Here is a 25,563-nt window from a genome sequence, read left to right on the forward strand (position 1 = left end):
TGCGCGCTTCCTTACGGGCCGTCCACCGAGCCGCAGGAGGCTGAACGGTGTCGAGCGCAGCCGAGCAGGAGGCAGTGCCGGAGGGGCGGGCCACGGGCGAGAAGCTGCCCGCGCAGTCATCCCCCGTGCTGAACGGCGCCCAGCGGGCGCCGTCGCCCGCCGTGTCCGTGTGGCCGGGCGCCCCGACCCCGCTCGGGGCGCGCTTCCGCGTCGGCCCCGACGGCGCGGCGGGCACCAACTTCGCCCTGTGGGCGGGCGGGGCGGAGGCCGTCGACCTCTGTCTCTTCGACGAGCGGGACGGCGAGGTCCACGAGACACGCGTACCGCTCACCGAGCTGACCCACGAGATCTGGCACGGCTTCGTACCCGGCGTGCTGCCCGGCCGCCGCTACGGCTACCGCGTGCACGGCCGCTGGGACCCGTGGACCGGCGCCCGCTGGAACCCGGCGAAGCTGCTCCTGGACCCGTACGCCCGTGCGGTGGACGGCGACTTCAGTCTGCCGCCCGAGGTGTACGGGCATGTCCGGGACTGGCCCCAGCAGCAGGTCGCGGACACCGTGCGCGACGACCGGGACTCGGCGCCGTACGTCCCCAAGGGTGTCGTCGTCCACGATGACGACGACTGGTCGGACGACCACCGCCCGAAGACCCCGTGGGCGGACTCGGTGATCTACGAGCTGCACGTACGCGGCTTCACGCGGCTGCACCCCGGGATCCCGGAGGAACTGCGCGGCACCTACGCCGGGCTGGCCCACCCGGCGGCGATCGAGCACCTGGTCGGGCTGGGCGTCACGGCCGTGGAACTCCTGCCCGTCCATCAGTTCGCCCACGAGGACCATCTCCTGCGGCGCGGAATGAAGAACTACTGGGGCTACAACTCGATCGGCTACTTCGCCCCGCACGCGGGCTACGCGTCCTCCGGGACGACGGGACAGCAGGTCGGCGAGTTCAAACGCATGGTGCGGGCGCTGCACGCCGCCGGCATCGAGGTGATCCTCGACGTGGTCTACAACCACACGGCGGAGGCCGGCGAGCTGGGCCCGATGCTGTCCCTTCGCGGCATAGACAACCGGGGCTACTACCGGCTCCAGTCGGACGCCCGCCGGTACGCCGACTACACGGGCTGCGGCAACACCCTGCACGTGGTGCAGCCGCACGTCCTGCGCCTGATCACGGACTCGCTGCGGTACTGGGTGACGGAGATGGGCGTGGACGGCTTCCGCTTCGACCTGGCGGCGGCGCTGGCCCGCTCGATGCACGACGTCGACATGCTCTCCCCCTTCCTCGCGGTCATCGCCCAGGACCCGGTCCTGCGCCGGGTGAAGCTGATCGCCGAACCGTGGGACGTCGGTTCCGGCGGCTACCAGGTCGGCGCCTTCCCACCCCTGTGGACGGAGTGGAACGACCGCTATCGCAACGCGGTCCGGGACTTCTGGCGGGGCGCGCTGCCGGACGTACGGGACCTGGGTTACCGCCTCTCGGGGTCGAGCGACCTGTACGCGTGGGGCGGGCGGCGCCCCTACGCCTCGGTGAACTTCGTGACCGCCCACGACGGCTTCACGCTGCGCGACCTCGTCTCCTACGAGCGCAAGCACAACGAGGCCAACGGGGAGGGCAACCGGGACGGCACGGACGACAACCGGGCCTGGAACTGCGGGGCGGAGGGGGAGACGGACGAGGAGCGGATACGGGGGTTGCGGCGACGCCAGTTGCGGAACCTGCTGACGACGCTGTTGCTGTCCACCGGGGTGCCGATGCTCGTCGCGGGGGACGAGTTCGGGCGCACCCAGCGCGGCAACAACAACGCGTACTGCCAGGACAACGAGATCAGCTGGGTCGACTGGAGCCTGCTCGACGAACCGGGCTGGCGTGCCCTGTTCGACCTCACCTCCCGTCTGATCGCGCTGCGGCACCGGCATCCCGTGCTGCGGCGCCGCGCGTTCTTCTCCGGCCGGGCGCACTCCGTCGACGGGCTGCGGGACCTGGCGTGGTTCACCCCCCGCGGGACGGAGATGACGGAACGGGACTGGTACGCGCCGGCCGGGACGCTCGGGATGTACCTCTCCGGCCGGGACATCCCCGGACGCGATGCCCGCGGAGCGCCGGTCGTGGACGACAGCTTCCTCGCGGTGCTGCACGCCGGGGACCGTCCGGTGAGCTTCGTCCTGCCGGGGCCTCCGTGGGCCTCGCGCTACGAACTGGTGGTCGACACCTCGGCGGAGGATCAGGCGCGGGCGCCGGGCGTGGTCCATCGGGCGGGCGGCACGGTCACCGTGCCGGCGCGGGCGGTGTTGTTGCTACGGGTGGTGGGCTGAGGCACCTGTCCTCGTCCTCGGACACCGGACGGGCTGAGGCTTTCAGGGGCGCGGGGCTGTGACATGTGCGGCTCCGCCGCGTGGGCGCGGCCGGCCCCACCGGGCCGCAGCCAACGGACTCGGGAACACGCGGGGATTCGGGGCGCAGCCCCGTCTCAGGCTGCGCTAGCCCAGGATGCCTCGGTCGTATGCGACCGCCACCGCCGCCGCGCGGTCCTTGACGCCCAGCTTGGCGTACAGGTGGGTGAGGTGGGTCTTGACCGTGGCCTCGCTGATGAACAGGACGCGGGCGATCTCACGGTTCGAGGTGCCCTTGGCCACCAGGGCCAGGACCTCGCGCTCGCGGGCCGAGAGGGAGTCCTGGGTCGAGGCGGGCGCGCGGACCGCCGAGACCAGCCGGGAGGCGACCGCCGGGGAGAGCACCGTACGGCCCTGCGCCGCCGCTCGGACGGCGGTGAAGAGCTCCTCCCGCGGGGCGTCCTTCAGCAGATAGCCCGTCGCGCCCGCCTCGATCGCGGGGAGGGTGTCGGAGTCGGTGTCGTACGTGGTGAGGACGAGCACCTTGGCGCGGGCGCCGCGGCGGGTGAGTTCCGCGATGGCCTCGACTCCGTTGCCGCCGGGCATGCGGAGGTCCATCAGGACGACGTCCGGGTCGAGGGAGGCGGCGAGGGCGACGGCCTCGACTCCGTTCGCGGCCTCGCCGAGGACCGTGAATCCCGGCGCGGACTCGAACATGCCGCGCAGACCGTCCCGTACGACGGGATGGTCGTCGACGACGAGGAGGGTGATCGCGGTGTCATCGGCCGGGGCGAACGAGTCATCGGTCATGGCGGACCAACGGTACGCGCGCCGAGACCGCCGTGCCGAGGCCGGGTTCGGACTCCAGGGTGAGGGAGCCCGCGATGCGCTCGGCGCGGGCTCGCATGCCGTCGAGGCCGAAGCCGCCGCTGCCGGTGCGTTCGGGGACGGCGGCGGGGTCGAAGCCGCGGCCGTCGTCGCGTACGTCCAGGGTCACCTCGTCGCCCATGAAGGAGAGGGTGACGCCCAGCCGGGCTGCGCGCGCGTGCCGGGACGCGTTGGACAGGGCCTCCTGGGCGATACGCAGCAGCGTCGCCGAGATCTCGTCGTGGAGGTGTTCCGCCGTACCGGTCAGAGTGAAGTCGGCGCGGATGCCGGTGCGTCGGGCCCAGTCCGCGACCGTCTTCTTCAGGGCCTCGGGAAGGCCGTCGTGTTCGAGGGCGACCGGAGCGAGGTTGTGCACCGAGCGGCGCGCCTCACCCAGGCTCTGGCGGGCCAGCTCCGACGCGCGGCCCAGGTGTACGCGGGCGGCCCCCGGATCGGGGGTGTTCGCGACGACCTGGAGCTGCGCGATGATGCCGGTCAGGCCCTGGGCGATGGTGTCGTGGATCTCGGCCGCGAGGCGCCGGCGTTCGTCGGCGACGCCCGCTTCCCTTGCCTGGACGAGGAGTTGGGCGTGGAGGGCGGCGTTCTCGTCGAGGGCCTGTTGCAGGGCGGCGTTGGTGCGTTCGAGTTCGGTGATGGTCTCGCCGCGCTCGTGGTAGCGCCGCGTCTCCTGCTCCTGCAGATGGGCGACCACCATCTGCAGGCCGGAGTTGGCGATCAAAAGCGGGGGGAAGAGGATCCACTGGACCCCGCTCCCCAACGGCATGCCGCCGGTCTGCGCACCGGCCACGGTGACCGCGCTCGCGAGCAGTCCGAGCCGCTGCCACCGGCCCGGGATCAGCTCGTCGGCGTCCATGTAACCGGAGGCGGCGTAGAACGCGAAGAACGGGTTGAGCCAGCTGAGAACGAAGGCGAGGGCCCAGCGGACGACGTAGTACACCGTCCCCGCCCGGGACGGGATCCGGCCGCGGCCGGGACGTCGGGACCGGGTGCCGTGCCACCACAGCTGGAGGACGGCCGCGGCACCGACCAGGGTCCAGCCGAGGTACCACTTGACGGAGCGGTTGTGCAGGCCGGTGGCGGCGACCGCGAGGACGACACTGAGGCCGAGCAGCCCGTACGGCCCCCAGACGTGCAGCTGCTCCCAGCGCCGCTCGATCTGCCGGTCCTTGGTGGTCATCTCCCCAGTCTGCACGGACCGTCCCCTACTCCCAGCGGAACCAGCGCGAGGCGCCGGCTGTCAGCAGCACCGTCCACGCCACCAGCACGCCCAGGTGCGTCCAGCCCGGCCAGTCCCCCGCCGCCGCCCGGTTCAGGGCCTGCGCGGCGGCGCCGAACGGCGTGCAGCCGACGATCCGGGCGAGCGTGTCCGGCATGGCCTGCACCGGGATCCACACGCCCGCGCAGAACATCATCGGGAAGAACACTGCCGAGCCGATGGCACCAGCGATCTTCGTCGTGCGGGACAGCGCGGAGACCACGGAGCCCAGCGCGAGCGCGGCCAGGATCGCGAGGAGCAGGGCGAGGAGATAGCCGAACGGCTGCTTCGGCAGTCGTACGTCGAAGGCCAGCCGGCCGACGGTCAGCGCGCACAGGGCGGAGGCCAGGGCCGCCCCGCCGTAGACCAGCATCTGCGCGGACAGCAGGGCGGTCGGCCGTACCGGAGTGGTGGACATGCGGCGCAGGATGCCGCGCTCGCGGTAGCCGGTGATGTTCTGCGGCATCGACTGCAGCGCGCCGACGATCATGCCGAGGAGCACGGCCACCGGGACGTACACGTCGATCGTGCGCAGGCCGCCCAGGTCGGCGTGGTGTTGGCGGAAGGACGTGATGGAACCCAGGATCACCAGCAGCAGGGTGGGGAAGAGCAGGATCCAGAAGAGGGCGCCCGGTTCGCGGCGGAAGAGGCGCACCTCGGTGCGCAGCACGGCGGTGTTCATGAGGTGACCTCCGTCAGGTCCAGGAACGCGTCGTCCAACGTGGCGTCGGACACGCGGAGTTGGTGAGCGGTGATGTGGCCCCGGGCGAGCAGCGTGATGACCGCGTTGACGGTCTCGTCGGTGCCGGACAGCGTGATCCGGCCGTCCTTGTGCTCGACCGACGCGAGCGCGGGCAGCGCGTTCAGGTCACCCTCGTCCAGCGGCGCGGACGGCGTGAAGCTGATGACGGTGGAGCCCGCCGAGCGCCGGATCAGGCCTGACGGGGTGTCCAGGGCGGCCAGCCGGCCCTTGTCGATCACGGCGATCCGGTCGCACAGGCGCTGCGCCTCCTCCATGAAGTGTGTGACGAGCAGGACGGTGACGCCGCTCGCCCGGACGTCCTCGATGAGCTGCCAGGTGTCGCGGCGGGCGCGCGGGTCGAGACCGGTGGTGAGCTCGTCGAGCACGACCACCCGGGGATTGCCGATCAGCGCGAGCGCGATGAACAGCCGCTGCTTCTGGCCGCCGCTGAGCTTGCCGAACCTGCTGGTGAGCCGGTCGGTGAGGCCGAGGCGCTCGGCGAGGGGACGCCAGTCGGCGGGGTTCGGGTAGAAGGCCGCATACAGCTCCAGCGCCTCACGCACGGTGAGTTTGGCCTGGAGTTCGCTCTCCTGGAGCTGGGCGCCCAGGACGCGGCTGGTGGCCTCGTGGTCGGCGACCGGGTCGAGCCCGGTGACCCGGACGCGGCCCCCGTCGGGGATCCGCAGACCCTCGACGCACTCGACGGTGGTGGTCTTGCCGGCGCCGTTCGGGCCGAGGATCCCGAAGATCTCGCCCTCCTCGACGGCGAAGGAGACACCGTCGACGACGGGCCGGCCGCCGTAGCACTTGCGCAGTGCGCTGACTTCGATGACAGGTGTGGCTGACATGCTTCGAGGGTCCCGGCGGGGCGGGGTCGGGCACATCGGCCATCGCGCTCGAAGGGGTGTCAACCGATCGGTTGACACCGTCGTACGACCGGTGCGCAACCTGTGGACGACCGGCCAAAACTCGGTGGGCACTGTCAGTGCCGAACCGTAGGCTCGCCAGTGATGTCCACACCAGATGCAGTGACCAGTGACCGAGCAGGCCGTTCGACCGTACGCAACCTGCTGCGCCTGTGGCCGTACGTGCGGCCGGTGCGCACGCGGCTGTTCGGTGCCGCCTTCGTCGCGGTCCTCGCCTCCTGTACGGGGCTGGTGTTCCCGCTCGTCCTGAAGTGGATGGTGGACGGTCCGGTGGCCGACCACGACCCGGCGGGCATCTGGCTCGGCTCGCTGTACCTGCTGCTGCTCGGCATCGCGGAGGCGGTGCTGTTCGGGCTGCGACGGTGGCTGGTGGCGCGTCCGCTGTCGGCGGTCGAGGCGGACATGCGGGCGGATCTGTACCGGCATCTGCAACGGCTCCCGGTCGCCTTCCACGACCGCTGGGCCTCCGGACAGTTGCTCTCCCGGGGCACCACGGACCTGATGCTGGTTCGCCAGTTCCTCGCTTTCCCCCTGACGTTCCTGCTGGTCAACTCCGTGACGATCCTGGTCGGCGTCATGATCATGCTGGCCCAGGAGTGGACCCTCGGCCTGGTGCTGCTCGCTCCCGCGGCGCCCCTCATGGTCGTCTGCTGGCTCTTCGAGCGGCACTACTCGCTGGTGGCACGGCGGGCCCAGGACCAGGTGGGCGATCTGACGACGGTCGTCGAGGAGAGCGTGCTCGGCATCCGCATCATCAAGGGCTTCGGTCGCCACCGCAGCCAGGCCCTCGCCTTCCGCGAGCTGTCCCGCACCCTGCGCGGCACGGAGCTGGCCAAGGCCCGCCTCCTCGCCGCCATCCTGACGGTCATCGTCACCCTCCCCGAACTCGCCATCGGCGCCGCCCTCGTGCTCGGCACGATCCAGGTCGCCGACGGCCGTCTGTCCGCCGGCACGCTGGTGGCGTTCCTTTCCACGGCGCTCGCGCTGCGCTGGCCCGTCGCGTCCATCGGCTTCCTCCTCGCGATGAGCCAGGAGGCGGCGACGGCGACGGAGCGGTACTTCGAGGTGATGGACGAGAAGCCGGAGTCCGCCGGGACGTCCGCGGTCGCCACCAGCACATCCGCGATCGCCGACGGATTGTCCGCGGTCGCCGACGGTTCGTCCACGGTCGCCGCCGGGAAGGGTGAGGGCGGACTCCGCTTCCACGGTGTCCGGTTCCGCTATCCCGACGCCCCGGCGGACACGCCCCCCGTCCTCGAGCACATCGATCTGCACATCCGTCCGGGTGAATCGATGGCACTGGTCGGCGCGACCGGCACCGGGAAGACCACCCTCACCGCCCTCGTCCCACGGCTGCACGAGGTGACGGCCGGGCGGATCACGCTGGACGGCGAGGACATCACCGCGATGCCCCGCGAGGAGCTTCGCGCGCGCGTGGCCGTGGCCTTCGAGGAGCCCACCCTCTTCTCGGCGACCGTCGGGGAGAACGTGCTCATGGGCGCCCCCGACACCGCGGGAGAAACGGACCTGGACCGTGCCCTCGCCGTCGCCCAGGCCGACTTCGCGCACGCGCTCCCGCAGGGGACACGGACCCAGGTCGGCGAGCAGGGCCTGAGCCTGTCCGGCGGCCAGCGCCAGCGCCTCGCCCTCGCGCGGGCCGTCGTCGGCCGCCCCGGCTTCCTCGTCCTCGACGACCCCCTGTCGGCACTGGACGTCCACACGGAGGCCGCGGTCGAGGCCGCGCTGCGCCGCGTCCTGGCGGAGACGACCGCGCTGATCGTGGCGCACCGCCCGTCCACGGTCCTGCTCGCCGACCGCGTGGCCCTGCTCTCCGGCGGCCGCATCACCGCGGTCGGCACCCACCACGAACTGCTGCGCAGCAACGCCGAGTACGCCCATCTGATGTCAGGTGACGAGGAGGCCGACCGATGACGGCGCCCACGACGACCGCGCCGAACAAGGAGCCGGACCGGGAACCGGGCAGGAAAACGGGCACGGAAACGGGCACGGAACCCGACGGCGGGAAGCCCGGCACGGACCGTCCGGACGCGCGGGAGTCCCACCAGCACCAGGACCCGTTCGACCGCGACGCCCTGCCCACTCCCCCGGGCGCCACCGCCGCGCTGCTGCGCTCCCTCCTCACCCCGCTCAAGGCCCGCGTGGTGGTGACGATGGTGCTGCTCCTGCTCCAGCAGGCCGCCATCCAGGCGGGCCCGCTGCTCGTCGCGTACGCCATCGACCGCGCCGTACCGGCGTTCCGCGCACACGACCACGGCCCGCTGATCGCGGTGGGAGTCGGCTATCTGCTGTGCGCGCTGGCCGCCGGCGGGCTCCAGTACGCCTTCACCCAGGCGTCCGCCCGGGTCAACCAGGACGTGCTGCTCGATCTGCGTGGCCGGATCTTCCGCCATGCGCAGGCGCTCAGCATCGACTTCCACGAGCGCTACACCTCGGGCCGCCTGATCTCCCGCTCCACGACGGACGTCGAGTCGCTGCGCGAACTGCTCAGCGAGGGGCTGCAGGAACTCATCACGGTGATCCTGTCCTTCGTCTACATCTCGGCGATGCTGCTCTGGCTGGACCTGAGCCTGGGCGCGGTGGCGGTGGCATCCTTCGTGCCGCTCTACCTCCTCGTACGGCAGTACCGGCGCCGTGCGGGCCGTATCTACCGCCTCCGTTCGACCGCGATCGCCGCCGTGATCGTGAAGTTCGCGGAGACGATGAACGGGATCCGGCCGGTGCGCGCGTTCCGCCGTGAGGAGACCAACGACGCGGAGTTCCGGGTGCTCAACAAGCGCCACGAGCGCACGAACGGCGACGCCCTGCTGGAGATGGCCCGCTATGTCGTCGGCTCCCGGCTGGTCGCCAACACGGCGGTCGCGGGGATCGTGCTGTGGGGCGCGTACCGGGTGGCCTCGGGTTCGCTGGCGCTGGGCGTGCTGGCCGCCTCCGTGCTGTATCTGCGCCGCCTGTACGACCCGATAGACCGGCTGGGCATGTTCCTCAACGCGTACCAGTCCGCGGCGGCCTCGCTGGAGAAGATCGCGGGCCTGCTGGCCCAGACGCCGTCCGTGCCGGAGCCGGCCGAGCCGAGGCGGCTGCCCGCGCTCGTCTCCGCTCAGCCGGGCCGCGAGGTCGCCTTCGAGGACGTCCGCTTCGCGTACCGCACCGGCGGCGAGGTGCTGCCCGCCTTCTCGCTCACGCTCCCCGCGGGGCAGACGGTGGCCGTGGTCGGCTCGACGGGCGCGGGCAAGTCGACGCTCGCCAAGCTGCTCGCCCGTTTCTACGACCCCACGGACGGCCGCGTCCTGCTCGACGGCGTCGACCTGCGCGAGCTGTCCGTGCCCGAGCTGCGGCGCGGGGTGGTGATGGTGACCCAGGAGGCCTTCCTGTTCTCCGGCACGGTCGCCGAGAACATCGCCATCGGCCGCTCCGACGCGAGCCGCGAGGAGATCGAGCGGGCCGCCAAGGCGATCGGCGCCCACGACTTCATCAGCGCGCTGCCCGAGGGCTACGACACGGACGTACGCAAGCGGGGCGGTCGCATCTCCGCCGGGCAGCGCCAACTCGTCGCCTTCGCACGGGCGTTGCTCGCCGACCCGGCCGTCCTCATTCTCGACGAGGCGACCAGCTCCCTCGACATCCCGGGGGAACGGGCGGTGCAGCGCGCCATGTCGACGGTCCTGCGCGGCCGGACGGCGGTGGTCATCGCCCATCGCCTGTCCACGGTGGAGATCGCCGACCGGGTGCTGGTGATGGAGCACGGGCGGGTGGTCGAGGACGGCAGCCCGGCGGAACTCGTCGCGTCCACCGGCAGATTCGCGGACCTGCACCAGGCGTGGCGCGAAAGCCTCGTCTAGCGGAAGACGAGTGACTCTTACAGCGGACGGCGAGTGAAGGGCATGAGGGCTGGATGATCGACGCTCACGAGGACCCGGGGACGCCCGACCGCCGGGGCGGGTGGCGGTATCTGTGGTGGCTGGTCACCCGGCAGTCGGGGCGCAGCGCGGCCGGCGCGCTGCTCGCCACGGTGTGGATGACGCTCCTGGCGCTGCCGCCGTATCTGCTGTCCCGTGCGATCGACGACGGCCTGGAGCCGGGCGACGAGGGCGCGCTGTTGGGCTGGACGGCCGCGGTGCTGGGCATCGGGGTGTTCAACGCCTGGCTGGGCATCATGCGGCATCGCACCATGACCAAGGTCCGGATGGACGCCAACTTCCGCACGGTCAAGGTCGTGGTGGGGCAGTCGGCGCGGCTGGGTGCCGCGCTGGGCCGCCAGGTCGGCGCCGGAGAGGTCGTCACGATCGGCGTCGGTGACGTCCAGACGATCAGCCAGTCGCTGACCGTCGTCGGTCCCGGCATCGCCGCGATCATCACCTACGGCGTGGTGGCCGCGCTGCTGATGTCGGTCTCGCTCCAGCTCTCGGTGGTGATCCTCCTCGGGGTGCCGATGATCGCCGGGCTCGTCGGCCCGCTGATGGGTCGGCTCCAGGGTGCGGAGACCGAGTACCGCGAGCGGCAGGGCGTGCTGACCGCGCGGATCGGCGACCTCGCGGGCGGTCTGCGCGTCCTCAACGGCCTGGGTGGCAAGGGGCTGTTCGCGGACACCTTCCGCCGCGACTCGCAGGAGCTGCGGGCGCAGGGGTACCGGGTCGGGGCGGCGACCAGCTGGATCCAGGCGCTGGGCACGGGACTGCCGACCCTCTTCCTCGCCGTAGTGACCTGGCTCGCGGCCCGGCTGGCCGCCCAGGGGGAGATCACCATCGGCCAGTTGGTGTCCGTGTACGGCTATGTCGCGGTCCTCGTGATGCCGGTGTACTTCTTCATCCAGAGCGGCTACCAGCTCAGCCGGGCCGTCGTCGCCGCCCGGCGTGTCGTACGGTTCCTGTCCCTGGAGCCCCTCGCCGACCATCCCGACGCCCGGGACGCGCCCGCCTCCCCGGCGGTGCTGCATGATCCGGACTCCGGGGTACGGGTGCTGCCGGGGCGGCTCACCGCGCTGGTCGGAGCACTTCCCGCGGAGTCCGAGGCCGTCGTCGACCGCCTCGGCCGGTACGCGGAGTCGGCGGTCACGTGGGGTGGCGTACGGCTCGACGAGATCGCCCTGGCGCAGGTGCGCGAGCGGATCCTGGTCGCGGACAACGAGGCCGACCTGTTCGCCGGCACCCTGCGCGAGCTGGTCTGCGGTCGCCGGGAGCACGACGAGGAGGCGATCGCCCGCGCGGTGCGCGCGGCGGCGGCGGACGACATCGTGCTCGGTCTCCCCGACGGTCTCGACTCGGACGTCGCCGCCCAGGGCCGCAGCCTCTCCGGCGGCCAGCGACAGCGCGTACGCCTGGTGCGGGCGCTGCTCGCCGACCCCGAGGTACTGCTCGCCGTCGAACCCACCTCGGCGCTCGACGCGCACACCGAGGCGGCCGTGGCGGCCCGGCTGCGGGCCGCCCGCTCTGGCCGTACGACCGTCGTCACCAGCACCTCTCCGCTGATGCTGGACCAGGTGGACACCGTGCACTTCCTGGTCGACGGCAAGGTCGCGGCGAGCGGCAGCCATCACGAACTCCTCGGCGCGGAGCCGGGATACCGGGCGCTGGTGGCCCGCGACACGGAAGAGGCCCTGCGATGAGCGCGCATCTGCCGGTCGCCGAGCCCGCCGAGGTGCGCCGGGCGGCACTGCGGCTGATCCGGGCGGACGGGCGGGCCTTCGCCGCCGTGCTCGGCCTGAACGCGCTGGCCGCCGCGGCCGGTCTGGTCGGGCCGTGGCTGCTCGGACGGATCATCGACGACGTACGGGCCGGGGACGGTGTGGACGTGGTGGACCGGCTGGCGTCGGTCATCCTGGTGTGCTCGCTGGCGCAGCTGCTGCTGGCGCGGTGGGCCCGGTACGTGGGGCACCGCTTCGGGGAGCGGACGCTGGCCCGGGTGCGGGAGCAGTTCGTGGAGCGGGCGCTGAGTCTGCCCGCGTCGGTCGTGGAGCGGGCCGGCACCGGTGACCTGACCGCGCGCGGCACCGCCGATGTCACCGTGGTGGGCAACACCCTGCGCGACGCCGGACCCGAGCTGCTCATCTCGTGCGCCCAGGCGTTGTTCATCCTCGGCGCGGTCTTCGTCATCGCCCCGCTGCTCGGCGCCTGCGGGGTGCTCGGGCTCGTCGGCATCTGGTTCGCCCTGCGCTGGTATCTGCGCCGTGCGCGCACCGCGTATCTCGCCGAGGGCACCGCCACCTCGGACGTCGCCGAGATCCTCGCGGCCACCGCGTCCGGTGCCCGTACGGTCGAGGCGTTCGGGCTGCAGCGCGGCCGGGTCACCGCGAGCCGTCGGACGCTGGAGACGTCCCGCCTCAGGCGGATGCGGACCCTGTTCCTGCGCAGCGTGTTCTTCCCGGCCGTGGAGGTGTCGTACGTCGTTCCCGTGGTCGCCGCCCTGCTGGTGGGCGGTGCCCTGCACGCGCGGGGGTCGATGAGCCTGGGGGCGGTGGTCGCGGCGACCCTGTATCTGCGCCAGCTCGCGGAGCCGCTCGACCAGATCCTGATGCAGGTCGAGCAACTCCAGAGCAGCGGTGCCTCGTTCGCCCGCGTCGAGGGGCTGGCCCGGGCGCCACGGGCCGTCTCGTCGGGCTCGCCCACCCCGGCCGACGACCGGATCGACGTGACGGATGTCCGCTACTCCTACGACCGCGGGGGCGAGGTGCTGCGCGGAGTCGACCTGACCGTCCGGCCCGGGGAGCGGCTGGCCGTCGTCGGGCCCTCCGGCGCCGGGAAGACCACTCTGAGCCGACTGCTCGCGGGCATCGACGCGCCGCGGTCCGGGTCGGTGACGGTGGGGGGCGTACCGATCGCCGACCTCGATCCCGAGCAGCTGCGCCGGCAGGTCGTCCTCGTCACCCAGGAGCACCACGTGTTCCTGGGCAGCGTTCGTGACAACCTGCTGATCGCCGAACCCACCGCCGGTGACGCGGCGTTGTGGGCGGCGCTGGCCGCCGTCGGTGCCGAGGGCTGGGTCCGGGAGCTGCCGGACGGGCTGGACACCGAGCTCGGCACCGGCGGCCGCCGCACGGACGGGTCGCGGGCCCAGCAGCTCGCCCTGGCCAGGGTGGTGCTGGCCGACCCGCACACTCTCATCCTCGACGAGGCGACCGCGCTGCTCGATCCGACGACCGCGCGCCACACCGAGCGTGCGCTCGCCGCCGTACTGGAGGGGCGCACCGTGATCGCCATCGCGCACCGGCTGCACACCGCGCACGACGCGGACCGGGTCGCCGTGATGGAGGACGGACAGCTCACCGAACTCGGCACGCATGACGAACTGGCGGCGGCCGAGGGCGCGTACGCGGCGCTTTGGCGGACTTGGCACGGGGACTAGGCCCTGTCGTCAAATTCCCGTCCGCCCCGCGACGCCATGCACGCACTCTCACCGCACCAGGCACAGACTCAAGTACGTCCAGTACGAGGGCCTGTGCCCGGCACTCCGAGAGCACGCACCTGACGCCGCAGGGCCCGCCCTCCGGGCGGACGACGGGAATTTGACGACAGGACCTAGGGGGCGGCCGATCGGGTCGCGTCCGGTCGTCCTGGGCGCGGGGCGGCAGGGCCGCCGCGCCTTGCCGCGCCACAGACCAGACGCACTCCGGCGAACAGTCCGCATGCCGAACATGAACACCCGGACAACGGACGAATTCCGGCCAAGTTCCTGACGCGGTCCTGACAGAAAGCGAAATCTCCTGCCACTCTTCCCACGGCAACTTCACAGCAATCCCACAGCACCGTCGCCGTGTCGTGGCCGTAGACCCATGCAACTGGTTCCGTGTTCCACCCTGTTCTGCCCTGTTCTGCCCGGACGGGTACCCACCCCGACCGGATCCCCACTGGCCGCGCGACCCGTGGCCACGCAGAAGGAGTCAGTGTGTTGAACAGCAGTTCCTCCCACAGACGCACCTCCCACACCACTCAGCGCCGTGTCGCGGCCGTCGCCCTCGTCGGCGTCTCCGCCCTGCTGGCCGCGGCCGTCCAGTCGGGCGCCGCGAGCGCGGCCCCTCAGAAATCCTCCCTCGGCAAGATCAACCGTGGTTCTCTCGCCGTCCAGCTCACGCCTTCGCAGCGCGCGGAGCTGATACGCGACGCGGACGCCGCCAAGGCGGCCACCGCCAAGGACCTCGGCCTCGGGGCCAACGAGAAGCTCGTCGCCCGCGACGTCATCAAGGACGCGGACGGCACGGTCCACACCCGCTACGAGCGGACCTACGGGGGACTCCCGGTCCTCGGCGGCGACCTCGTGGTCGACACCAGCAAGGCCGGGAAGACCGAGCGGGTCATCAAGGCGACGCGGGCCACCCTCAAGGTCGCTTCGCTCACGCCCGCCATCGCCGCCTCGAAGGCGGAGAAGCAGGCCCTCTTGGTCGCCAAGGCCGACGGTTCGAAGAAGACCGACGCCGACCGGGCGCCCCGCAAGGTGATCTGGGCGGCGGACGGCAAACCGACCCTCGCGTACGAGACGGTCGTCGGCGGCTTCCAGGACGACGGCACCCCGAACCAGCTGCACGTCATCACCGACGCGGCCACCGGCAAGAAGCTCTACGAGTACCAGGGCATCGAGACCGGTATCGGCAACACCCAGTACAGCGGCCAGGTGACGCTGACGACCACGCAGTCGGGCTCCAACTACACGCTCACCGACGGCGCGCGCGGCGGCCACAAGACGTACAACCTCAACCGCGGTACGTCCGGCACCGGCACCCTGTTCTCCCAGACCAGCGACACCTGGGGCAACGGCACCACGTCGAACGCCGCGACCGCGGGCGCCGACGCGCACTACGGCGCCGCCGAGACCTGGGACTTCTACAAGAACACCTTCGGCCGCAGCGGCATCAAGAACAACGGCGTGGGTGCGTACTCCCGGGTCCACTACGGCAACGCGTACGTCAACGCGTTCTGGGACGACAGCTGCTTCTGCATGACGTACGGCGACGGGGCCGGCAACGCGGACCCGCTGACCGCGCTGGACGTGGCCGGGCACGAGATGAGCCACGGCGTCACCTCCAACACCGCGGGTCTCGACTACACCGGTGAGTCCGGCGGTCTGAACGAGGCGACCTCCGACATCTTCGGCACCGGCGTCGAGTTCTACGCCAACAACGCCTCCGACCCCGGTGACTACCTCATCGGCGAGAAGATCGACATCAACGGCGACGGCACCCCGCTGCGCTACATGGACAAGCCCAGCAAGGACGGCGGCTCGGCGGACAACTGGTCCTCCAGCGTGGGCGGCCTCGACGTGCACTACTCGTCCGGTGTCGCCAACCACTTCTTCTACCTGCTGAGCGAGGGCAGCGGCGCCAAGGTCATCAACGGCGTCAGCTACAACTCGCCGACCGCCGACGGCCTTCCGGTCACCGGCATCGGCCGCGACAAGGCCCTGCAGATCTGGTACCGGGCGCTCACCACCAAGTTCACCTCGACCACCAACTACGCGGCGGCCCGCACCGGCACGCTCGCCGCGACGGGCGAGCTGTACGGCACGACGAGCGCCGAGTACACGGCGGTGCAGAACGCCTGGGCGGCCGTGAAGGTCGGCTCGCGTCCGGGCGGTGGCGGCGGCACCGGCACGTCGTTCGAGAACACCGGCGACGTATCGATTCCGGACAACGGACCGGCGGTGACGTCGTCGATCGCGGTCACCGGCCGTACCGGCAACGCCCCGTCGAACCTTCTGGTCGACGTGAACATCGTGCACACCTGGCGCGGCGACCTGGTCGTGGACCTGCTGGCCCCGGACGGCACGGTGTACCCCCTGAAGGCGTTCAGTTCCTCCGACTCGGCGGACAACGTCCAGGAGACCTACACGGTCGACGCGTCCTCCGAAGTCGCCAACGGCACCTGGAAGTTGAGGGTCCAGGACAAGGCCGCGCAGGACACCGGCTACATCGACAGCTGGAAGCTGACGTTCCCGTAGACCGCGCTTGGACACACGGCATCGAGAGGGTGCCGCCCCGGGGGTTCGATTCCCCGGGGCGGCACCCCTTTGCCGCGCCATGACCCTGCTTTTGCTGCCGCTTGACCAGGATCGAGATCCGCGTAACGAACAGCGATCTTCACCCAACGGACGCTTTTCGGCCAAGATTTCATCGCCCTCCTGACATGTACGCGTCCTGGATGTCACTCTTCCACCGCACGGCTCACCCGCACCGCAACTTCGCACCTTCCGTACGGCCACCCCACGCCGTCCGGTCGCCCCCACAAGAGGAGATTGCGTGACCCCCCTCTACGCGCGTCACAAGCGCACCACTCTGGCCATCGCCACCGCTGTCGCTGCCGGAGCCCTGCTCACCACCGGTCTGACCACCGGTGCCTCCGCCCAGACCGAGTCGGCCGCCGCCAAGGCGAAGCTCCCCGGCGCCACGGTCCTGCTCTCCGCCACCGCGCGCACGAGCCTGATCCAGAAGGCCGACGCGGCCGCGCCCGAGACCGCCCAGCAGATAGGCCTCGGCGCCAAGGAGAAGCTCGTCGTCAGAGACGTCCTCAAGGACGCGGACGGCACGGTGCACACCCGCTACGAGCGCACGTACAACGGCCTTCCGGTCCTCGGCGGCGACCTGGTCGTCCACGAGTCCAAGGCCGGCAAGACCGAGGGCGTCACCAAGGCCGTGAAGACGGCCATCAAGGTCGCCTCGCTGAAGCCGCAGGTCACCACCGCGAAGGCCGAGAAGCAGGCCCTCACCGCCGCGAAGGCCGCCGGCTCGGAGAAGACCACGGCCGACCGCGCCCCCCGCAAGGTGATCTGGGCCGCCACCGGCAAGCCCACCCTCGCCTACGAGACGGTCATCGGCGGTCTCCAGGACGACGGCACCCCGAACGAGCTGCACGTCATCACCGACGCGGCCACCGGCAAGAAGCTCTACGAGTACCAGGGCATCGAGACGGGCACCGGCAAGACCCTCTACTCGGGCACGGTCAGCCTCAACACCACCCTGTCGGGCTCGACGTACCAGCTGACCGACGGCACCCGCGGCGGCCACAAGACGTACAACAAGTCGCACACCACCTCCTCCTCCGCGGGCACCCTGTTCACCGACGCGGACGACACCTGGGGCACCGGCGCGGCCTCCAGCTCCACCACCGACCAGACCGCGGCCGCCGACGCCGCGTACGGCGCGCAGGAGACGTGGGACTTCTACAAGAACACCTTCGGCCGCAGCGGCATCAAGAACAACGGCGTCGGCGCGTACTCCCGCGTCCACTACGGCAACGCGTACGTCAACGCGTTCTGGGACGACAGCTGCTTCTGCATGACGTACGGCGACGGCTCCGGGAACACCCACCCGCTGACCTCGCTGGACGTGGCCGGCCACGAGATGAGCCACGGCGTCACCTCCAACACGGCCGGTCTCAACTACTCGGGCGAGTCCGGCGGTCTGAACGAGGCGACCTCCGACATCTTCGGCACCGGCGTCGAGTTCTACGCGGGGAACTCCTCCGACGTGGGTGACTACCTCATCGGCGAGAAGATCAACATCAACGGCGACGGCACCCCGCTGCGCTACATGGACAAGCCCAGCAAGGACGGCGGCTCCGCCGACTACTGGTCCTCCAGCGTCGGCAACCTGGACGTGCACTACTCGTCCGGTGTCGCCAACCACTTCTTCTACCTGCTGAGCGAGGGCAGCGGCGCCAAGACCATCAACGGCGTCAGCTACAACTCGCCCACGTACAACGGCACGGCCGTCACCGGCATCGGCCGGGACAAGGCCCTGCAGATCTGGTACAAGGCGCTGACGACGTACTTCACGTCGACGACGAACTACAAGTCGGCCCGCACGGGGACGCTCTCCGCGGCGTCCGCCCTGTACGGCTCGACCAGCGCCGAGTACAAGGCGGTGGCCGCGGCCTGGACCGCGGTCAACGTGAGCTAGTGCCCACGGGGTCCTCGAGACTCCTTTAGGCGCCTTGGGCGGTACCCGGAGAGAAGGCGGCTCCGGGTACCGCCCTACGCTGTCCCCCATGGTCTCCCCGGACAACCCCTTCACATACGAGGACGTGGGCGCGACGCGCGACGGCCGCTGCCCGCCGGGGTTCCACCCCCTGCACCTGCGCACCCGCGTCGGCGAGGGCGAGGCCGCCTTCCGCGCCGCGTCCCAAGCGGTGATGACCTGGGAGATGCACCGTGCGATGGGCGTGGGCATAACCGCCACCGCCGAGAAGGCGGCCCCCGGAGTCGACGTCACCGTCGGACTCGGCCCCCTCAAGGCTCCCTGCCGTGTGGTCTGGACGGTCGAGGAGTACCGCCGGGCCGGCTGGGCCTACGGCACTCTGCCCGGCCACCCCGAGCGCGGCGAGGAGGCCTTCGTGGTCGACCGCACGGGCGACGGCACGGTCTGGCTGACCGTGACCGCCTTCAGCCGTGCGGCCAAGTGGTACACCCGTGCCGGCGGACCGGCGACCCGGGGGCTCCAGCACGCCTACGCGCGGCGCTGCGGGGCGGTACTGCGCCGGCTGTGCGCGGGGTTCGAGCCGTAGGCCGGCTGCCTGTCGTTCCGCTTTCGGCTCGCTCAGCGCATCAAGACCCCGGCCTCCTCCCCCGCCTCCTCCGAAGGCATCGTCACCAGGCCCAGCTCGGCGCCGGACGCGAGCAGCCGGTGCGTGGGGAGAATACGGACCGTGTAGCCGAACGGGCCGGTGCGGTCGAGGGAGAGCGGGCCCTCGTACACCCAGCGCCCTTCCAGGTCCGGACCGCCCGCCGGTTTCAGCGGGACGCAGCTCGCGTCCTCGATGCGGTCCTGCGAGTCGACGCGGCCCGAGACCGCCTGGACCTCGACGTCGTCCGGGGCGAGGTCGGCCAGCGCCACCCGCACGCGCAGGGAGAGGGTGGTGCCGAGTTCGGCGGTCGTGGTGGCGGCGGAGGCCTCCAGATGGTCCACCGTGACCCGGGGCCAGGCCGCCCGGACACGGGACTTCCAGGCGGCCAGTTCGCGGGCCGCCTCCGGGGCCAGGGCGCGGTGGGCGCGGGCCGCGGGGGCGTACAGGCGCTCCACGTACTCGCGCACCATCCGGCCCGCCAGGACCTTCGGGCCGAGATGGGTCAGAGTCTGGCGCACCATCTCGATCCACCGGTCGGGCAGACCGTGCTGACCCCGCTCGTAGAAGCGGGGCGCCACGCGCTGTTCCAGCAGCTCGTAGAGGGCCGCCGCCTCCAGCTCGTCGCGGCGGTCGTCGTCCGTCGCCGTACCGTCCGCCGTCGGGATCGCCCAGCCGAAGTCCGGCTGGAACCACTCGTCCCACCAGCCGTCCAGGACGGAGAGGTTCAGACAGCCGTTGAGCGCCGCCTTCATCCCGGACGTGCCGCAGGCCTCCAGCGGGCGGAGCGGGTTGTTCAGCCAGATGTCGCAGCCCGGGTACAGCTTCTGCGCCATCGCCATCCCGTAGTCCGGGAGGAAGACGATCCGGTGGCGTACGCGCGGGTCGTCCGCGAACCGGACGAGTTCCTGGACGAGTCGTTTGCCGCCGTCGTCGGCGGGGTGCGCCTTGCCCGCGACCACGATCTGGATCGGGCGCTCGGCGTGCAGGAGAAGGTCCATCAGACGGTCGCGGTCGCGCAGCATCAGGGTCAGACGCTTGTAGGAAGGGACGCGGCGCGCGAAGCCGATCGTGAGCACGTCCGGGTCCAGCACTCCGTCGATCCAGCCGAGTTCGGCCGTTCCGGCGCCGCGCTGGCGCCAGGAGGCGTGCAGGCGTTCCCGTACCTCGATCACCAGCTGCTCGCGCAGTACCCGGCGCAGGTCCCAGATCTCCTGGTCTGCGATGTCCGCCACCGCGTCCCAGCGGTCCGAGCCGCCGACCGTCATCGCGTCCTCGGTGCGCTGGGCGCCGATCTGGCGGGCGCCGAGACGGAAGACCTCCGGTGCCACCCAGGTCGGTGCGTGCACGCCGTTGGTGACCGAGGTGATCGGGACCTCGTCCGGGTCGAAACCCGGCCACAGCCCGGAGAACATCTCGCGGCTGACGTGACCGTGGAGCAGCGACACCCCGTTGGCCCGCTGGCCGAGCCTGAGCCCCATCACGGCCATGTTGAAGAGGTTCGGCTCACCGCCCGGGTAGGTCTCCATGCCGAGGCCGAGGATCCGCTCGACGTCGATACGGGGGAGTTCGGCGTCCGGGCCGAAGTGGTGGGCGACCAGTTCACGGTCGAAGCGGTCGATGCCTGCGGGGACGGGGGTGTGGGTGGTGAAGACGGTACCGGCGCGGACGGATTCGAGGGCGGCGTCGAAGTCCAGCCCGTCGTGCCCGTCCTGTCCGTCCCGTCCGTCCTGTCCGTCCCGTCCGTCCCGTCCGTCCCGTCCGCCCTGTCCGTCCCGTCCGTCCTGTCCGTCCTGTCCGTCCTGCTGGTCATGCCCGCCGTGCCCTTCTGCGAGTTCGGCGATGCGTTCCAGGCCGAGGAAGCCCGCGTGGCCCTCGTTGGTGTGGAACACCTCGGGCTGGGGGTGGCCGGTCAGCCGGCAGTACGTCCTTACGGCGCGCACGCCGCCGATGCCGAGCAGCATCTCCTGCAGCAGCCGGTGCTCGCTGCCGCCGCCGTACAGCCGGTCGGTCACGCCGCGTTCGCCGAGGTCGTTCTCCTCGACGTCGGAGTCGAGCATGAGGAGGGGGACGCGGCCGACCTGGGCCAGCCAGATGCGGGCGCGCAGGGCGCGGCCGCCGGGGAGGGCGAGGGTGACCTGCGCCGGGGTGCCGTCGGATTCACGCAGGGGCACGAGCGGGAGTTCGTTGGGGTCGAGGACGGGATAGTGCTCCTGCTGCCAGCCGTCTCGGGAGAGGGACTGGCGGAAGTAGCCGTGCCGGTAGAGGAGTCCTACGCCGATGAGGGGTACACCGAGGTCGCTGGCGGCCTTGAGGTGGTCGCCGGCGAGGATGCCGAGGCCGCCGGAGTACTGGGGCAGGGCCGCGGTGATGCCGAACTCGGGTGAGAAGTAGGCGACGGCGGCGGGGAGGTCGGGAATCTGGGTCTGGGTCTGATACCAGCGTTCGCCGGTCACGTAGTCGCGCAGGTCGTCGGCGACGGCGGCGAGGCGGCGCAGGAAGCGGCGGTCCTCGGCGAGTTCCGCGAGGCGGCGGGGAGGGACGCTGCCGAGCAGGCGTACGGGGTCGCCGTCGGAAGCGGACCAGCATTCGGGGTCGACGGACTGGAAGAGGTCGCGGGTCTCGGCGTGCCAGGACCAGCGCAGGTTGCGGGCGAGGTCACTGAGCGGGTGAAGGGCGTCGGGCAGTACGGGGCGAACGGTGAATCTGCGGATTGCCTTCACGAGTTCCACCTTCACGAAAGACGTATGGCGGCGGCGGGAGGTACGTCACCCACGACGGTAGCGGCGAGGGTGTTTCGACAACACGGCGCATCGATGAACTCCGGCGTCCTGGGTGGGTCGGGGTACGCCGACCGCGAGTGATGGGGACACCCCACAGGCAGGGCGGGGAGCGGCCCCCGCCTCAGGGGCGCGGGGATCCGCGCGACGAGCCCCCACCGGCCGTCAGTCGAACAAATCGCCCAGACGGGGAGCGCGGGGCGCAGCCCCCGCCTCAGGGGCGCGGGGAACTGCGCGACGAGCCCCCACCGGCCCGCAGCCGGCGAACTCACCCCGCCGGCCCCACCGGCGGAGCCCTCGGCTGGTAATCGACGCAACCATTCCGCGCGACGCCCGGAGGGTATGGCCGATTCCGCACGCATGGGCGGCCTTGTGGTGCTTCACACCACACGAGAGGCTGCCAAGTGGCGTACGGGCGACCCCGGTCGCACACCGGTCGGTCCCGGTCGGCGTACGCCGACTTGAGGAGGGGAACTCACGTCATGGCACAGACGAGACAGCGGCGTCTGCGCTGGGCAGGATGCCTCACCGCGGTCACGACGGCCGCGGTGCTTTCGGCCATCACCCTGCCCGCGCACGCCGCCCCGCAGGGGCGGATACTCGGCGCCGGTGAACCCGGTTCCGTCAGCGGTAGTTACATCGTGACGCTCAAGGGGGGTACGAAGGCTCCGTCGTCGGTGGGTAAGGGCATCGCCCAGAAGTACGGGGCGCGAATCAGCCACACGTACGGCACGGCGCTCAACGGATACGCGGTCCAGGTCAGCGAAAGGCAGGCGCGGCGGCTCGCGGGGGACTCCCGTGTGGCCTCCGTCGTCCAGGACACACGGGTGGCACTCGACCACTTCGAGAAGAACCCGCCGTCCTGGGGGCTGGACCGGATCGACCAGCCCGCTCTGCCGCTCGACAAGGGCTACACGTGGCCGGAGTCGGCGGGCGCGGGCGTGACGGCGTACGTCATCGACACGGGGATCCGGATCACGCACGAGGACTTCGGGGGGCGGGCCAGTTACGGCTGGGACTTCGTGGGCAACGACAAGGCGGCGGGGGACGGAAACGGGCACGGGACCCATGTCGCCGGGACCATCGCGGGAACCACCTATGGTGTGGCGAAGAAGGCCAAGGTCGTGTCCGTGCGGGTGCTCGACAACGCCGGATCCGGCACCACCGCGCAGGTCATCGCCGGTATCGACTGGGTGACCCGGCACGCGCACAAGCCGGCGGTCGCCAATCTGAGCCTGGGCGGCCACGCGAACGCCCAGCTGGACGCCGCCGTACGCAACTCCATCGCCTCGGGAGTGACGTACTCGGTCGCGGCGGGCAACGACGCGCTGCCCGCCGGGCTGTACTCCCCCGCCCGGGTCAAGGAGGCGCTGACGGTCGGAGCGAGTGACAGGACCGACGCCCGGGCGAGCTTCTCCAACTTCGGCTCGGCGCTCGACCTGTTCGCGCCCGGCGTGGCGATCACGTCGGCGTCGTACGCGAGCGACACCGGGAAGGCGACCTTCTCCGGTACGTCGATGGCGAGCCCGCATGTCGCGGGCGCGGCGGCGCTCTATCTCGCCGGCCACCCGAAGGCGACCCCGGCCCAAGTGGGCAAAGCGTTGGTTCAGCGGGCGGTGTACGGGAAGGTCGGCGGTGCGGGGCTCGGTTCGCCGAACAGGCTTCTGCAGGTCGGCTCTTCGTAAAGAACCGCCGGAACAGGTACCGGCCTCGCCCGTCGGACGAGGCCGGTCTTGTGTGTAGACATACGCGTAAGTAGTTAGCAACCTGCCGGATTGCTCACCCGAATAGGGTGGGAAGGCTCCCCCGGTACACCCCGCAGGCCCCACCTCCCCACACCGTCATCCGCCCACCCACGTTGACGCGGACAGGAGCGGTCATGCCCGCCACGCACCACACGTCGCCACCCCCGACGACCACCTCCGACACACCCCCCATACGCAAGGTCGACGCCGTCCCCCGCGCCCCGGAGCAACCCTCCGACCAGTCCGGCGAAGGCGGCGGGAGCGTCGGACGCATTCCCGTCGTCGACGTTCGGCCCCTCGTCCTGCAAGGCCGGCGCCCGGCCAAGGCGGTCGTCGGCGAGGCCTTCGAAGTCTCGGCCACCGTCTTCCGTGAAGGCCACGACGCCGTCGCCGCGAACGTCGTCCTGCGCGATCCGGAGGGCCGCACCGGCCCCTGGATCCCGATGCGCGAACTCGCCCCCGGCACCGACCGCTGGGGCGCCACCGTCTCCGCCGGGACGACCGGCCACTGGACGTACACCGTGGAGGCCTGGAGCGATCCGGTCCGCACCTGGCGCCATCACGCGGGGATCAAGATCCCGGCGGGCATCGACACGGAACTGGTCCTGGAGGAGGGCGCCCGGCTGTACGAGCGCGCTGCCGCCGGAGTGCCGAAGAGCAAGGGCAGAAGGGATGTCGTCCTCACCGCGGCGGACGCGCTGCGGGATGTGGACCGTCCCGCGGCGGCCCGGCTCGCCGCCGCCCGCACCCCTGAAGTGGACAGGGTCCTCACTCGTCATCCGCTGCGTGAGCTGGTCAGCAGTTCGGAGCCGTTGCCCCTGCTGGTGGAGCGCGAGCGGGCGCTGTACGGCTCCTGGTACGAGTTCTTTCCGCGTTCGGAGAGCGGACATCTCGATCCGCCGGTGCACGGCACCTTCCGCAGCGCCGCCGAGCGGTTGCCCGCCATCGCGCGGATGGGCTTCGACGTGGTGTATCTGCCGCCGATCCATCCCATCGGGGCCACTTATCGCAAGGGGCCCAACAACACGCTCTCGGCTGGGGCCTACGACGTCGGTGTGCCGTGGGCGATCGGATCTCCGGAGGGCGGGCACGACGCCGTTCATCCGGACCTCGGCACGATCGACGACTTCGACGCCTTCGTGAGGCGGGCGGAGCGGGAGGGGCTGGAGATCGCGCTCGACTTCGCGCTGCAGTGCTCGCCGGATCATCCGTGGGTGCAGAAGCATCCCGAGTGGTTCCACCATCGGGCGGACGGGTCGATCGCGTACGCGGAGAACCCGCCGAAGAAGTACCAGGACATCTATCCGATCGCCTTCGACCGGGACATGCCGGGGCTGGTCCAGGAGACGCTGCGGGTGCTACGCCACTGGATGGACCACGGCGTGCGGATCTTCCGCGTCGACAACCCGCACACCAAGCCGGTCGTCTTCTGGGAGCGGGTCATCGCGGACATCAACCGCACCGACCCCGACGTGATCTTCCTGGCCGAGGCGTTCACCCGGCCCGCGATGATGCGCACGCTGGGGGCGATCGGCTTCCAGCAGTCGTACACCTATTTCACCTGGCGCAACACGAAGGAGGAGCTCACCGACTACCTCAGTGAGCTGTCGGGGGAGGCGGCCGCCTACATGCGGCCCAATTTCTTCGTGAACACCCCGGACATCCTGCACGAGTTCCTTCAGCACGGCGGCCGGCCGGCCTTCGAACTGCGTGCGGTGCTCGCCGCGACGCTGTCTCCGACCTGGGGCGTCTACAGCGGATTCGAGCTCTGTGAGAACACCCCGCTGCGTGATGGCAGCGAAGAGTACCTGAACTCCGAGAAGTACCAACTGCGTCCGCGGGATTGGGAGTCGGCGGAGCGGGAGGGCCGTAGCATCGCGCCGTTGCTGGGTGCGCTCAACACCATCAGGCGGCGCAGTCCGGCATTGCGCCAGTTGCGCGGCCTCCACTTCCACCACACGGACAAGGACACGGTGATCGCCTACTCGAAGTCGGTCACGGACGGGAGCGGATCGAACACGGTTGTGATGGTGGTCAACCTCGACCCCCACCACACCCAGGAGGCGACGGTCTCGTTGGACATGCCGCAACTCGGCCTGGACTGGCACGAGTCCGTGCCGGTGCGCGACGAGCTCACCGGCGAGACCTACAACTGGGGCAGGGCCAACTATGTGCGTCTTGAGCCAGGGCATAGCCCCGCGCACATCCTCACCGTCCTGCGACCGTCCTCACCGCAGATCGGAGGGTCACCCACCACATGATCGTCAACGAGCCCGTCCCGGACACTTTCGAGGACACCCCGGCCAGGGACCGCGACCCCGACTGGTTCAA

The 25,563-nt window shown here is 71.1% G+C and carries 15 protein-coding genes; 10 read left to right on the forward strand and 5 right to left on the reverse strand.

Translation table 11 applies throughout. The annotated features are described in order from the left end of the window. Positions 1-47 precede the first annotated feature (47 nt). Positions 48-2,315: a glycogen debranching protein GlgX gene (gene glgX / locus ABZ656_RS24610; protein ID WP_101400752.1), complete on the forward strand. Its 2,268-nt coding sequence runs from the start codon at positions 48-50 to the stop codon at positions 2,313-2,315. Between the two features lie 165 nt (positions 2,316-2,480). Here glgX and ABZ656_RS24615 read toward each other — a convergent pair whose 3' ends face one another. Genes ABZ656_RS24615 through ABZ656_RS24630 form a run of 4 tightly spaced genes read right to left on the reverse strand, consistent with a single transcriptional unit; the run spans position 2,481 to position 6,066 of the window. Continuing rightward, positions 2,481-3,143, reverse strand: a complete 663-nt coding sequence (locus ABZ656_RS24615; protein ID WP_101400751.1) for a response regulator transcription factor — start codon at positions 3,141-3,143, stop codon at positions 2,481-2,483. Continuing rightward, positions 3,133-4,398: a sensor histidine kinase gene (locus ABZ656_RS24620; RefSeq protein ID WP_101400750.1), complete on the reverse strand. Its 1,266-nt coding sequence runs from the start codon at positions 4,396-4,398 to the stop codon at positions 3,133-3,135. Before ABZ656_RS24620 ends, ABZ656_RS24615 begins: the two co-directional genes overlap by 11 nt. 25 nt (positions 4,399-4,423) lie before the next feature. Further along, positions 4,424-5,158: an ABC transporter permease gene (locus ABZ656_RS24625; protein ID WP_101400749.1), complete on the reverse strand. Its 735-nt coding sequence runs from the start codon at positions 5,156-5,158 to the stop codon at positions 4,424-4,426. Then, the gene (locus tag ABZ656_RS24630; RefSeq protein WP_101400748.1) at positions 5,155-6,066 is read right to left on the reverse strand and encodes an ABC transporter ATP-binding protein; all 912 of its coding nucleotides are present in this window, start codon (positions 6,064-6,066) and stop codon (positions 5,155-5,157) included. The genes ABZ656_RS24625 and ABZ656_RS24630 overlap by 4 nt, the downstream gene beginning before the upstream one ends. Positions 6,067-6,228: 162 nt before the next feature. Between ABZ656_RS24630 and ABZ656_RS24635 the strand changes: the two genes are divergently transcribed. The 7 genes from ABZ656_RS24635 to ABZ656_RS24665 all read left to right on the forward strand — a co-directional run bounded on the left by ABZ656_RS24635 (position 6,229) and on the right by ABZ656_RS24665 (position 18,650). Then, positions 6,229-8,076 carry an ABC transporter ATP-binding protein gene (locus ABZ656_RS24635; RefSeq protein ID WP_360270477.1) on the forward strand — a complete coding sequence of 616 codons (1,848 nt, stop codon included), beginning with the start codon at positions 6,229-6,231 and terminating at the stop codon, positions 8,074-8,076. Further along, complete coding sequence (locus ABZ656_RS24640; RefSeq protein WP_101400746.1) at positions 8,073-10,004, forward strand: ABC transporter ATP-binding protein; 1,932 nt, start codon at positions 8,073-8,075, stop codon at positions 10,002-10,004. The genes ABZ656_RS24635 and ABZ656_RS24640 overlap by 4 nt, the downstream gene beginning before the upstream one ends. 53 nt (positions 10,005-10,057) lie before the next feature. Then, complete coding sequence (locus ABZ656_RS24645; RefSeq protein WP_360270479.1) at positions 10,058-11,767, forward strand: ABC transporter ATP-binding protein; 1,710 nt, start codon at positions 10,058-10,060, stop codon at positions 11,765-11,767. Continuing rightward, complete coding sequence (locus tag ABZ656_RS24650; RefSeq protein ID WP_360270481.1) at positions 11,764-13,503, forward strand: ABC transporter ATP-binding protein; 1,740 nt, start codon at positions 11,764-11,766, stop codon at positions 13,501-13,503. Before ABZ656_RS24645 ends, ABZ656_RS24650 begins: the two co-directional genes overlap by 4 nt. A gap of 543 nt (positions 13,504-14,046) precedes the next feature. Next, complete coding sequence (locus ABZ656_RS24655; RefSeq protein WP_101403760.1) at positions 14,047-16,089, forward strand: M4 family metallopeptidase; 2,043 nt, start codon at positions 14,047-14,049, stop codon at positions 16,087-16,089. 298 nt (positions 16,090-16,387) lie between these two features. Then, positions 16,388-18,046 carry a M4 family metallopeptidase gene (locus ABZ656_RS24660; protein ID WP_101400743.1) on the forward strand — a complete coding sequence of 553 codons (1,659 nt, stop codon included), beginning with the start codon at positions 16,388-16,390 and terminating at the stop codon, positions 18,044-18,046. A gap of 88 nt (positions 18,047-18,134) precedes the next feature. Continuing rightward, positions 18,135-18,650, forward strand: coding sequence for a DUF1990 domain-containing protein (locus ABZ656_RS24665; RefSeq protein WP_101400742.1), 516 nt, complete (start codon positions 18,135-18,137; stop codon positions 18,648-18,650). 32 nt (positions 18,651-18,682) lie between these two features. Here ABZ656_RS24665 and glgP read toward each other — a convergent pair whose 3' ends face one another. Beyond that, on the reverse strand, positions 18,683-21,430 hold the full coding sequence (gene glgP / locus ABZ656_RS24670) for an alpha-glucan family phosphorylase (protein ID WP_360270484.1): 2,748 nt from the start codon (positions 21,428-21,430) through the stop codon (positions 18,683-18,685). A gap of 539 nt (positions 21,431-21,969) precedes the next feature. On the opposite strand from glgP, the gene ABZ656_RS24675 reads away from it, so the two are divergent. Continuing rightward, positions 21,970-23,172, forward strand: coding sequence for a S8 family peptidase (locus ABZ656_RS24675; RefSeq protein ID WP_360270486.1), 1,203 nt, complete (start codon positions 21,970-21,972; stop codon positions 23,170-23,172). Positions 23,173-23,366: 194 nt separating this feature from the next. Continuing rightward, entirely contained in the window at positions 23,367-25,493 is a 2,127-nt protein-coding gene (locus ABZ656_RS24680; RefSeq protein WP_101400740.1) for an alpha-1,4-glucan--maltose-1-phosphate maltosyltransferase, read from the forward strand. Positions 25,494-25,563: the final 70 nt, after the last annotated feature.

The organism is Streptomyces sp. NPDC007095, assembly GCF_040634475.1.
In the GTDB taxonomy this organism is placed as follows: Bacteria; Actinomycetota; Actinomycetes; order Streptomycetales; family Streptomycetaceae; genus Streptomyces.

Excerpts from the sequence above, each read along its gene's own strand:
- ABZ656_RS24615 (WP_101400751.1), bottom strand. The coding sequence starts at position 3,143 with ATGACCGATGACTCGTTCGCCCCGGCCGATGACACCGCGATCACCCTC.
- ABZ656_RS24620 (WP_101400750.1), bottom strand. The coding sequence starts at position 4,398 with ATGACCACCAAGGACCGGCAGATCGAGCGGCGCTGGGAGCAGCTGCAC.
- ABZ656_RS24625 (WP_101400749.1), bottom strand. The coding sequence starts at position 5,158 with ATGAACACCGCCGTGCTGCGCACCGAGGTGCGCCTCTTCCGCCGCGAA.
- ABZ656_RS24630 (WP_101400748.1), bottom strand. The coding sequence starts at position 6,066 with ATGTCAGCCACACCTGTCATCGAAGTCAGCGCACTGCGCAAGTGCTAC.
- ABZ656_RS24635 (WP_360270477.1), top strand. The coding sequence starts at position 6,229 with ATGTCCACACCAGATGCAGTGACCAGTGACCGAGCAGGCCGTTCGACC.
- ABZ656_RS24640 (WP_101400746.1), top strand. The coding sequence starts at position 8,073 with ATGACGGCGCCCACGACGACCGCGCCGAACAAGGAGCCGGACCGGGAA.
- ABZ656_RS24645 (WP_360270479.1), top strand. The coding sequence starts at position 10,058 with ATGATCGACGCTCACGAGGACCCGGGGACGCCCGACCGCCGGGGCGGG.
- ABZ656_RS24650 (WP_360270481.1), top strand. The coding sequence starts at position 11,764 with ATGAGCGCGCATCTGCCGGTCGCCGAGCCCGCCGAGGTGCGCCGGGCG.
- ABZ656_RS24665 (WP_101400742.1), top strand. The coding sequence starts at position 18,135 with ATGGTCTCCCCGGACAACCCCTTCACATACGAGGACGTGGGCGCGACG.
- ABZ656_RS24675 (WP_360270486.1), top strand. The coding sequence starts at position 21,970 with ATGGCACAGACGAGACAGCGGCGTCTGCGCTGGGCAGGATGCCTCACC.
- ABZ656_RS24680 (WP_101400740.1), top strand. The coding sequence starts at position 23,367 with ATGCCCGCCACGCACCACACGTCGCCACCCCCGACGACCACCTCCGAC.